The following is a 12,395-nucleotide window of genomic DNA, read 5'->3' as shown; positions in this document are numbered from 1 at the left end:
CTTATAACACAAAAGAGTATGGATTTTGACCTTTCCATACTCCTTTATTTATTATTCAGTTCTCAACGCTTCTACTGGATCTTTCTTCGCAGCTATTCTCGATGGAATGATACTAGCTATAAGTGTTAGTACTAAACTAAGAGCTATTAATCCTATTGAGGCTTTAGCATTTAATGACGCTGTAAAACTCTCCACTTCTAGTCCCTTAGCAACTGCTCTACTAATAGGAATAGATAGAAGCATAGTCACCACTACACCTACAGCACCGGAAATAAATCCAATTAATCCTGCTTCCGCGATAAAGATTCTCGTAATGTCTTTTTTACGAGCACCAATTGCACGAAGAATACCTATTTCTTTCGTTCTTTCTACTACAGATACGTACGTTAGTATCCCAATCATAATAGATGATACAATTAATGAAATTCCCGCAAATGCCGATAAGATTAATGAAATTGTATTAATCATCTGCGACATAATTGTTGTCATCTGCTTCGCCATATCAGCATATGTGATACTATATTTATGATAATCTGAGCTGTCTGATCCATATTTGTCAGCCACTTTCTTATTGAAATTGTTAATAACTTCTGCTATTTTATCACGATCATTGAAAGATTTTGGATAAAGCATAATTGCACTTGGTGTAGATTTTCCACCTATTGTCGCAAGAATCTGATCTGCCATATCCGCATCAATCTTCTGACGCGTCGCCACATTTACAGTTTTATCCTTTTCTTGTGCAACTACAATATCAGATTTAGCCTCTTTTTCCAGCATCTTATTTTGTAATGATTTTGTATATCCGATTGTCATCTGAGGTCTAGTGAAACTATCTTTAGCTTTTAATATTGCCACTACTTTAACCTTAGTTCCCGAATCATACATCTTAGTATCAACATCACGTGGAACAAAACCATCACCGATTTTTCTATAATAGTTATTATTATCTATAACGCTAAATTCTTTTCCAATAATATCTTCATACTTAACTTTTGAATTTTCATCAAAACCTAACGCTTTCAACGTAGATTTGTCAATTTCGTTATTTTTCGCAGTAAATAATACAACTTCATTATCACTAGGATATTCAAAATTATCTTTTGATGATTTTACCACTTCGTATTGATTCATAATCATATTCTTATCTTCTGGTAGTACTCCAAAAATACTCTCACCTAATGCATCTTGATCTTGTTTTACATCAATTACATCACCTTTTGCATTTTTAGTCAACGCCTGAATAGTATATCCTTGAGTAAATTCAATCGCAGAATAATAATCCTTCGCATTATTTTGAATATAGTTTATAAATGTTTCTCCATTTCCTAATGCGTCCACCGAATATAAGTTTCTATGTATATCACGGCTAGACTTCGGTACTAATTCTGAACCATTAGAATCTTTTTCTGAATTGTCATCATCAACACTAAGTCCGAAATTTACCTGATTTGCACTAATCATAATCGGCATCGATGATAAGTTTTCGTTTTGCATTGTTTGAATATATTTATCCATTCCTGATGAAATAGACAATACTAGACCTATACTAATAATCCCTATACTGCTAGCGGCAACCGTCATAAATGTACGAAATTTCTTCGTAAGAAGGTTCTTAAAACTAGATTTAATTGCACTACCAAATGCCATCGAAGTTTTCTTCAGAGAAAATTCATTATCAGCAATCTCGTTAGTCACATAAGGATTTGTATCCTCTTGAATCTCTCCATCTTTAACTCGTACTATTCTATCACTATATTTTTTCGCTATTTCTGGGTTGTGCGTTACCATTATAACTAACTTCGTCTTACTTATTTCTTTAATAAGCTCCATAATCTGAACACTAGTCTTACTGTCTAACGCTCCTGTAGGCTCATCAGCAAGAATAATCTTCGGATCAGTTACTAATGCACGGGCAATCGCCACCCTTTGCATCTGACCTCCAGAAAGTTGGTTAGGTTTTTTATACAGATGCTCCGCTAACCCAACATCTTCTAATACTTTCTTAGCCTTTTCATGATTTTCTGAATTAGAATGCCCTGAGATAGACAAAGCTAATTTTACATTCTCAATAACACTTAAATGAGATATTAAGTTATAACTTTGAAAGACAAAACCTATAGTCCCATTTCTATAACTATCCCAATCTCTATCTTTAAACTCTTTAGTAGAACGCCCCATAAGAGCCATATCCCCTGATGTGTATTTATCCAAACCACCTATAATGTTTAATAGCGTCGTTTTTCCACTTCCACTTGCTCCTAAAATCGATACAAACTCATTTTCTCTAAAATGAATATTTACAGATTTTAGTACTTCTACTTCACTACCACCAGTATTATACTTCTTAACTATATTTTTAAGTTCTAACACTCTATGTCCTCCTAATCTAATTTCATTGAAAATGATAATTTGTTCACATAAATCATTTCCATGATTTCCATTATAACACAAACTTCTAATCTCTAAAAGCAATATCCTAACTGACCAAACATAAAATAAATTTTAAGATAATTCCTAAAACAAGAGGAATGACTAAAAATCGTAATTTCTCAAAAATAGATTTTACCAAGTCACTCCTGCAAAGGATTGTTAAATATTTAAAAAACTTTTATAAAGCGAATTTAAGTATCAATAAACGACTACGTCTACAAGTTCTCATACAAACTTTTTTCGAAATTTAAAACTTTCAATTCTATTCCTCTAACCTAAGAATAATCTTCAGCTATAATCTACTTTAAAAGTTTAAAATACAATAAGCTACTAACCTTTATATTTCTTAACCAGGTAAAAAGGTAAAACCGTAGAGGCAATTGCCGAAATAACTATTAAAACTAACGCTACTGTTGAACTAAAGAATCCACTAATAAATATAGCAACTCCACTAAAGGTCATAAGCAATGCATAGGCTCTAATCACTTTTTGCTCATTGACACCTTTTTCTAAACCAAAAAGATTAAAATTGTATTTTCCCCAAAATTCTTTTTTAGGCAGATAGTTACCAAGTACAATAAACAATATCCCGATAACAAGAGCTGTTAATTTCGTTACATTAAAATTATTATCTAAGGCATAAGCTATTAGACCACCTTGAACTAGGACACTTATTATAGGAGTAATCCCCTTAATTATTAGCGCACCTTTTTTCGGAGTTTTATCAAAATCTACAACTAATGAAATTATAACCTGAACTATAGCAAAGAATATAGGAAGTTCGACAATCGCACGAGTTTTACTCACAAAATTATCTGACTCTCCTTTAGGATTGAAATGTACAGCTATTTGTTCAGGTAATACATCATAATAATAAACTCCTATTAATATCGGTAATAAACAAATACCGACACTTAAAAACAAACTTTTTTTATCTACTCTCATTGTCTTTTCCTCCTAAACCATAGATCCAAACCAGAACTTCTTCGAATACACTAGCATTCAATTCATAGTATATAAAATTCTTATGTCTAGATTCTAATATTAAACCTGCTTTTTTTAATTGTGTTAGATGATAAGAGACAGTAGCTCCAGATAGATTAAATTCCGAGGCTAATTCCCCTGCACTTTTCTTCTCTTCTTTCAACATTTCTAGTATATTTCTTCTTACTGGATCAGATATCGCCTTTAAAGTTTCACTCATCCCATGTATATCACTCCTTTAAAAATTTGAACTGTAATTCTATTTAGATATCTTTCTAAATAGATTATAACTCTATCCTTTTTCAAAGTCAAGAACTATTTAGAAAATTTTCTAAATAGCTCTTGTTATTTTGTTTTTTCCTAAGTTAACTCATAACCTTGTTTCTTTCTAGAATCTACTTTTAGATTTTACTAATAGTTCTTTTTTATAATTTTATATTTTATAAATGCCATTATCTGTAAGTTTGCATATTCTAAATATTTTTATTTAGTCTTTAAATTTCAATTTTTCTATTTGTATATACAAAATGAAAAATAAAATAATATTTTTTAGATTTAATATTTAGCTGTTTTATTTAATTTGACAAGCACTGATAATTTGATACAATAAAGATATAACAGTTATTGAGATAATTTTATCATTAAAATATTTTAGTATAATTAATATTATTCTATTTCTTTTCAATTATACTATTTGTTGCATATAGATATTAATTATTACTGAATTATCTGTATTGTGGGAATAATTCAAATTATATAAATTCACCAGTACAGCAAAAGTTGACAATTTTCCCTAACAATATGTGATATTTTTACATGAGTTAATAGATAAGCGATATACATCTATATATATCATGCAATCTTTTAGATTGTTCTTAAGACTGTGGAAGTGTCGTGACTTCCATTTTGAAGACTATATCATAGTCTAAACTTTCCTTTCGATTGTTAAATTTATTTAACAATAAACTTTTAATTTTATTTCAGGTTTTTCCTGATTTACTACAAAATAACAATTTACCCTAAATTTTATTTTGTGTTCATATAACGAAAAGCGGTCCATTACGGGCCACTTTTTGTTTTTATTATTCAGAATCTGTTTAATATAGCGTAGCTTCCTCCCTAATTTTCAAAATAAACCGCACTTGGCAAAGAGCCAAATATATAGAAAAAGAAGAAATAGGAGTTTTTCCTAATTCTTCTTTTTATTTTTTATATTAGTCGATTACAGAAACTTTTAAGAAGTTTGTTGTTCCTGCGTTACTTACTGAAGTATTGATACCACCAGTAATTACGATAGCATCTCCTTCTTTAGCGTATCCTGAAGATTTAGCGATTTTCGCTGCTGTTACTAACATTTCGTCTGTAGATTTAGCTTGTTCTGAAATTTGAGCATCAACTCCCCATACTAAGCTTAATCCACGAGCAACTTTAGCACTTGGAGTCACAGCTAAGATAGCTGCGTTTGGACGGTATTTAGAAATTAATCTAGCTGTTTTCCCTAATTCAGTGTAAGTTACAATTGTGTGTAAGTCTAAGTTTAGAGCTGTATATCCTACAGATACACCAATTGCATTTGTAATATCTTTAGATACAACTTTCTTAGAGCGTTCTTTTAAGATACGAGAGTAATCTTGCATTTCTTCAGTACGTTTAGCGATTGTAGCCATTGTACGAACTGATTCGATTGGGTAAGCACCCGCTGCTGATTCTCCTGATAACATGATTGCATCAGTTCCATCGTAAATTGCATTAGCTACGTCAGATACTTCAGCACGTGTTGGACGTGGATTTTTTTGCATTGAGTCTAACATTTGAGTAGCTGTGATTACAAATTTACCAGCTGCATTACATTTAGCAATAATGTCTTTTTGCATAATTGGTACTTCTTCTGCTGGCACCTCAACCCCAAGGTCTCCACGTGCGATCATAATACCGTCAGATACTTCGATAATTTCATCGATATTGTCAATAGCTTCTTGACATTCGATTTTAGGGATGATTTGAACGTGTTCGCATCCTTCTTCTTTTAAGATACGTCTAACTTCTAGTACATTTTCTTTTGTACGAACGAATGACGCAGCAACGAAGTCGATATCTTGTTTACATCCGAAACGAATATCTTCTTCATCTTTTGGAGTGATACCTGGTAATTTTGTAGATACACCTGGTACGTTAACTCCTTTTTTGTTTTTAAGTACTCCACCATTTTGGATAGTAGTGTAGATTAATCCACCTTCAATATCAACTTTGTTAACTGTTAATCCAATTAATCCATCATCAAGTAGGATTGTATCTCCAGCTTTCACATCGTGAACTAATTCACCGTAAGTGATTGAGAATTTATCTGTTGTTCCAAGAACTTCAGTCATAGAAACGATAACATCTTTACCTGTTTCTAACATGATTGCATCATTTTCCATGTTGTGAGTTCTGATTTCAGGACCTTTAGTATCTAAAAGGATAGCTAGGTTTGTTCCTGTAGCTTCTCTTACTTCTTTAATTGTTTGGATTCTTGCACCGTGTTCTGCATAGTCTCCGTGTGAGAAGTTAAGACGACAAACGTTCATCCCTAACTCTACCATTTGAGTTAATGTTTCTTTGGCCTCAGACTTAGGTCCGATTGTACAAATAATTTTTGTTTTTTTCTGTATCATAATATACCTCTTAAATTTTAATCTTTTATTATTTTAACTTATTTCCAATTTATTTTCAAACATTTTCCTAAAAAATAGCCATTTTTAGCAAAGAAAACGTTTTTTAAACCTAGATTGAAAGTTGTTTAGACACTTCATAGATATTTAGGTCTACGTTGTGAACATCTCCAAATACATCTTCAAACTTAGTACTTACAAGTTTATTATTTTGGATACCTACAGCACGTCCTGATTTACCAGCTAATAATAATTGAACAGCATAGTTCCCCAAACGTGATGCTAATACTCTATCTTGAGCTGATGGAGTTCCACCACGTTGGATATGTCCCAAGATTGTAGCTCGTACTTCTTCACCAGTACGTTCTTTTAATTCTTTAGCTAGCTCTTGTCCACCCATAACACCTTCCGCTAAAACGATGATTGAGTGTTTTTTACCACGATCTTCTCCGGCTTTAATACGTGCAACAACTTCATCGATGTCTTCTTTTCTCTCAGGAATTAGAAGACTTTCACTTCCTCCGGCGATACCAGCAAATAATGCTAAGTCCCCTGCATTACGTCCCATAACTTCGATAATAAATGCACGCTCATGACTTGATGCTGTATCACGTACTTTGTCAATAGCATCTACAATAGTATTAAGTGCAGTATCGAATCCAATTGTGAAGTCAGTACAACAGATATCGTTATCAATTGTTCCTGGTACACCAACAGTCTTAATGTTCATTTCGTTACTTAAAGCCATAGCCCCACGGTATGAACCATCTCCTCCAATTACTACTAATCCATCGATTCCTAGAGCTTCTAGGTTTTTAATAGCAATTTTTCTAACTTCTGGGTTAGCAAATTCTGGTAAACGAGCTGAGTAAAGCATTGTTCCACCACGGTTAATGATGTTACCAACATCCCCTACTTCTAGTTTTTTAATGTTGTTTTCTACTAGCCCTTTGTATCCTTGATATACTCCATAAACTTCTAATCCATTATAGATTGCTGTTCTTACAACGGCACGCACAGCTGCGTTCATTCCTGGTGCATCTCCACCACTTGTTAAAACTGCGATTTTTTTCATGTAGTCTTTACCTTCCTCATAATTTATTATTAATTATTTTTAAATTTACCTATCAACAATATCATATTTCTAAGATTTTTTCTAGTAAAAACAGAATTTTGTTTTATTTTTGTTCGATTTTTTTTGATTTTTTACATGTATGCGATTTTGATACGTTTTTCAGGGAATTTTTCCAAAAATTTCTGAACAAAATCATGTTCGTTATTGATTGTTATTGTCTTTCCTTTTGTAGAATCATTATCAAGTAGCGCTATTACCTTAACTCCACCAGCATCAACCTTATATTCTCTTAAAAGTGCCAATATTTCCTCATCAACAATTGTATAAATAATTTTTATATTACTAAGACAGTACTCTCTATAATTTTTTAAGCTTGCTATTTTTTCTAAAATGTACTGTTCTCTTCCATTACGAAGTTGTTTTTTCAATGTCATAACCGAAAAACTTCCTACTTTTATAAAAACATTAGCATACCTATATACACTTGGAAACACCGTAACATCATAATCATTTTTCCCATCGTTAACTGTTAGGAATGCCATGTAGTCACCATTTTTAGTCTTAATTTCTTTTTTCGTTATTATTTCTACATAACTATCACTTACTTCTCCACCAATATATTGTAGTGGCAGATAAGAATACTTCTCTTTTTCTACCTGTACCGGGTGTTTTAAAAAATAAGTTCCTGTCACTTCTTTTTCCATCTGAATTTTTTCAGTGATTGAATAGTCTTCTACTTCTTCTACCTTTAATGTCAGTCCACTCTCTGCTGATAAGGCAACGCGCACATTATTTATATATTGCCTATTATCTGAATAGTAGTCATTTACCTTCTTCATCAAAGTAGCTCGATTATATCCAAAAGTATCTAAAGCACCAGCTTTAACTAATGAAACTGCTGCTTGATAGTCAACCTTCTTATTCATTCGTTTTAAGAAATCATCTATATCTAAATATGATCCAAAATTAATTCTATCTTGGACTATTTCATAACTACTTCTATACCCAACATTCTTTATTGCGGTTAAGGCAAATACGATATCATTTTTAAAGACTCTAAAATTAGATAAACTCTTGTTTACATCAGGCTTTACCAAATTTATCCCCAAATTAGTAAGTTCTTGTTTATACTCATTAATCTTCTTCTCACTACTTATAACGTTATTCAATAAAGCTGTCATAAAATACTTAGTATAATAAACCTTTAAATATGCTAAGCGATAAGCTAGCATACTGTAAACAACCGCATGACTCTTATTAAAACCATAATTTGCAAAGGTAACAATAAGATCAAAAAGCTTTTCGGCAACTTTTATATCATAACCAGCAGCAACACTTTTCTCTACGAAGATTCTTCCATAATACTCAAGGTCTTCTTTTTTCTTCTTACTTACCGCTCTTCTCATATTATCCGCTTCGTTAAGGCTCATATGGGCGAAGTTCACCGCAATCAACATAATTTGTTCTTGATAAACAATGACTCCATAAGTATCCTTTAGTATTTTTTCTAAATGGGGGTGTGGATATACTACTTGCTCTTCTTTATTTTTTCTACGTACATAGACTTCGATTTGAGCCATTGGTCCCGGTCTATAAAGAGCATTCATCGCAACAATATCATTAAATTCAGTGGGTTTTAAGAGGTTCAACTTCTCCTTCATCCCACTCGATTCAAACTGGAAGATACCTTCTGTCTTACCTTTTGCAAATAATTCATAGACCTTAGGATCTTGATAATTTATCTTTGTTATATCAAATGTCGGATTCTCTTTTCTAATTTCTTCGACTATACTCGATACCATAGTTAGATATCTAATACCTAAAAAATCTATTTTTAATAAACCTACACTCTCTACATCATCCATCGTCCACTGTGTTAAGTACTTCGTCATGTTTGACTCAGCAAGTGGAGCATAGTTAACGAGCGGTTTATCATCGCTTATTACTATACCAGCCGCATGGACCGATGGATTCTTCGGTAGATTCTCTAAACTCAGTGCTATGCTGAACCAACGCTTATTAACATTACTCTGACCAATAAAACTTCTAAGAGCTTCCGAAGTTTCATAGCACTCTTTTAATGTTCTTGTCGAGCTAATATTACTACTAATAAATTTCAGAGTTTGTTCATCAAACTGCAAGATTCTCGCCGACTCTCTAGCTGCACTTTTCGATTGAAATGTTGTAAATGTAATAATTTGTGCAACTTTATCAGAACCATATTTTTCTTCCACATATTTTATGACTTCATCACGTCTAGTGTCTTGGAAGTCTATATCTATATCGGGCATAGAAATACGTTCTTTGTTTAAAAATCTTTCAAACAGAAGATTGTATTCTAATGGATCCGCTTCTGTTATATCTAGTAAATAACACACTAAACTTCCAGCAGCACTACCACGTCCTGCTCCTACTAAGATTCCATTGTCTTTTGCATATTTCACAAAATCATACACGATTAAGAAGTAATCATTAAAGCCCATTTCATCAATAATGTTCAATTCATAACTATAACGTTTTTTATAATGATATAAATCTTTACCTACTAATTTTTCCTTAACACCTTTTTGAACTAAGTAGTGCAAGTACTCTTTAGAAGATAACTTTGCGAAAATCTCTTCTTTTTCTCCGTAAATATACTTAGGCAAGTGATATCCTGAAAAGTTCAATTCATACTGACAACTATCGATTATTTTCTTTTGATTAGCAAATGATTTTCCAAAAATAATGTGTAATTCTTCATCTCCTGGAGCCAAGATTTCTTCAAAATCCTTTTGTTCTCTGACAAAATCATCTCCAGAGATAGTCGTAAGCTCCTGTATATTAAGCTTTTTATTATCGCGAATAGCGCGACTAACAATGACTTGCTGATAGTGCTCTTTATTTAGATAGAAACTTGGTTTTGTATAGACAATATTATCGTAATCACTATAGGTCCTCTCCTGGAAACTCTCATTAAAACCGAAATAAAAATCATACTTATTTAGTAAATTCTTTAAATAAGAAAACTCCATACTATCTCTAAGTTCATCAACAACGATTAAGACAAAATTGTCCTTATAATCTATCATTTCATTAGAAAAATCTTCTACAGTCCACTCTTCTCCATTCATAAACTTTGTAGAAATCTCTAATAATTTATAAAACATTCTTTCAGATTTACACAATAAATTAAATTTTAGAAGCCCAATTCCATAACCTAAACTAACTTCTAAACCTTGAATTAAATTTATTCCTGCTTTTTTAGCTTGCTTATGAGCTTTAATTGCACCATACATATTCGGATCAACAATAACCACTGATTTCTGATTATCTTTTGCTAACTTTGAGAACAGACTCTCATACTTAATTGTACTATTCAATAAGTCATATGCACTATGTACTTGCATATTGTAATACATACTAATATCCTCCTTTCTTCATTATTTTTGTTCAATTATATTATCCGCAAAGTGGGTTATAATCATCTTCTGAAGAACATCCCATGTTTTCCCCATGGTTTTTGCTCTGTTCATTAAAGTAACGGTAAACTCTCTTATTGTCATCACCCATAAAGTAAATCGGATTAAACTGTGTATATTTCAAACGTCCTTCTTCATCTAAAAGATTCTCACAAACAACCCTACGTTTTATAGATGCTATAAAATTTGTATAATTTCCAAATTCAGAAATACTTTCTACTTTACACTCAAGCGACAATATACATTCATCCATAATCGGAGCATCAACATATTTTGCTGGATCATATGTCATATCTGCCATACCAATTTTATTCTGTCCTGAATGGAAACCAGCAATTTCTACCTTACTAAGTATTTGTTGACAAGGTACATTAACGGTAAATTCTCCATATTCTTTAATATTCTCCACCGCGTTACTTTCTGTCCTAAGTCCAACTGTAATCATATCCCCTAGCGAATACGATGAGCTACAAGTTGTCACATTGTACTTCCATTTTTTATCTTTATAACCTATTAATATTACTGGAAATCCGTAATATAATTTACTGGTTTTAATTTCTAATTTCATCTTCTTTTGTCCTTTTTCTTATTTCTTTTTATACCTATTCTTTCCTATTTTATTATCTTTTTGCTATAAAAGTTAATGTTCTTTCATCTGAATTTTCTACGATAAATTTAAAATCATCAAACTGTATCTTCTTCATTTCATCTACTGATGAAACTTTATTTTTTACAAGCTCAGTTAAAAACTTGCCTCTAGCTTTTTTCGATATTGTAGAGTGCACTTTTAGCACTCCATCTTTTTCTTCCATGAAGTTAATTTTAATAAATTTCTCTCTTTGTTTTTTTGAAAATACTTCTTCAAATTCACTAGAAAGTAATGACACAACTAATTCTTCGCCCTCGATGCTCTTATCGTAATCTTCATGCCAGAAGTTTTTTAAAGATTGATTTTCGACTTTAATATTTTGTAAAAAATCTAGTCTGTGTTCTTGAATCAAGTCATATGCACCTATTACACCATATAAAGATGTTGCAATAAATATATTTTCTTCTACATATTTTTTATCAGACTCGTCAAAACCAGCACGATCTATATTTCTATACATCAAGCCATTGAATAACTCCAGTGCTTTGTAACTATTCGCCGTTTTATTTTTAATAGCCTGCCAACGGAAAAACTCTTCCGCAGCCTTCTCATCTTTGATTTTGTAGACCTTCGCCAAGTCTTCCACACTTAATTTAGCTATTTCACTTACTATTTCAGTACTTTTGTCACTTAGACTTACCGTACCATGCGAAATAGCCTTCTTGTTTAATTCTTTAGCTGTTGGTATTAAGATTTTCATCATTATTCCTCTTCTTCAGGTAATTCTAAGAAGCTATTTTCGATTAAACTTTCCACTTCCATTAGTACAAAGTTGTACTCTGTTGCTTCTAGCGTAGGATCAATAATTAATGTATTAAAGTAACCTACTACAAAATCACGGTTAGCAATCTCTAGTTTAAACATATATTCACTAATTTCATCTACTAAGAACGCTGTTTCTTTTAATTCTTTATCCTCATAAGTGTTAGCGTAGTGTACTGTTTCTAAAAGTCTGCGGATTTCTAAGTCTGCATGCTCTTTAGCAAAACGATCACGAATGTGTTTTGCAAGTTCCTCAGCTCTAAGATCTTCTGTGTTAATATTTTCTTTTTTCAGTACGTCTTTTTCTTCTAATTTTGCTAATAATGCTGTTAAAGATTGGTGTAATGTATTCATTTAATTTTCTCCTATATTTACAATAA

9 protein-coding genes are annotated in these 12,395 nt (G+C 31.9%); all 9 read right to left on the bottom strand.

Annotated elements, in window-relative coordinates; all coding sequences use genetic code 11:
• Positions 1-51 precede the first annotated feature (51 nt).
• The 9 genes from ACO6OL_RS00660 to ACO6OL_RS00620 all read right to left on the bottom strand — a co-directional run bounded on the left by ACO6OL_RS00660 (position 52) and on the right by ACO6OL_RS00620 (position 12,369).
• Positions 52-2,373, bottom strand: coding sequence for an ABC transporter ATP-binding protein/permease (locus ACO6OL_RS00660; protein ID WP_485501791.1), 2,322 nt, complete (start codon positions 2,371-2,373; stop codon positions 52-54).
• A gap of 390 nt (positions 2,374-2,763) precedes the next feature.
• Positions 2,764-3,378, bottom strand: coding sequence for a DUF1648 domain-containing protein (locus tag ACO6OL_RS00655; protein WP_485501790.1), 615 nt, complete (start codon positions 3,376-3,378; stop codon positions 2,764-2,766).
• Positions 3,365-3,637: an autorepressor SdpR family transcription factor gene (locus tag ACO6OL_RS00650; protein ID WP_456916017.1), complete on the bottom strand. Its 273-nt coding sequence runs from the start codon at positions 3,635-3,637 to the stop codon at positions 3,365-3,367. The genes ACO6OL_RS00655 and ACO6OL_RS00650 overlap by 14 nt, the downstream gene beginning before the upstream one ends.
• Before the next feature lie 994 nt (positions 3,638-4,631).
• The gene (gene pyk, locus ACO6OL_RS00645; RefSeq protein WP_314159793.1) at positions 4,632-6,071 is read right to left on the bottom strand and encodes a pyruvate kinase; all 1,440 of its coding nucleotides are present in this window, start codon (positions 6,069-6,071) and stop codon (positions 4,632-4,634) included.
• Positions 6,072-6,180: 109 nt separating this feature from the next.
• Positions 6,181-7,143 (bottom strand): 6-phosphofructokinase, encoded by a 963-nt coding sequence (pfkA, locus tag ACO6OL_RS00640; protein ID WP_314159794.1) that lies wholly within the window; start codon positions 7,141-7,143, stop codon positions 6,181-6,183.
• A 131-nt stretch (positions 7,144-7,274) separates the two neighbouring features.
• Positions 7,275-10,544, bottom strand: a complete 3,270-nt coding sequence (locus ACO6OL_RS00635) for a DNA polymerase III subunit alpha (protein ID WP_485501789.1) — start codon at positions 10,542-10,544, stop codon at positions 7,275-7,277.
• A 40-nt stretch (positions 10,545-10,584) separates the two neighbouring features.
• Positions 10,585-11,172, bottom strand: coding sequence for a flavin reductase family protein (locus ACO6OL_RS00630; RefSeq protein WP_485501788.1), 588 nt, complete (start codon positions 11,170-11,172; stop codon positions 10,585-10,587).
• A gap of 52 nt (positions 11,173-11,224) precedes the next feature.
• Positions 11,225-11,956 carry a peroxide stress protein YaaA gene (gene yaaA, locus ACO6OL_RS00625; protein WP_485501787.1) on the bottom strand — a complete coding sequence of 244 codons (732 nt, stop codon included), beginning with the start codon at positions 11,954-11,956 and terminating at the stop codon, positions 11,225-11,227.
• Positions 11,956-12,369, bottom strand: coding sequence for a hypothetical protein (locus ACO6OL_RS00620; protein WP_485501786.1), 414 nt, complete (start codon positions 12,367-12,369; stop codon positions 11,956-11,958). Before ACO6OL_RS00620 ends, yaaA begins: the two co-directional genes overlap by 1 nt.
• Between the last annotated feature and the right edge of the window lie 26 nt (positions 12,370-12,395).

It is taken from the genome of Gemella sp., from assembly GCF_057272915.1.
Note: the sequence above shows the minus strand (reverse complement) of the source record. Positions and strands in the feature narration are given on the sequence as shown.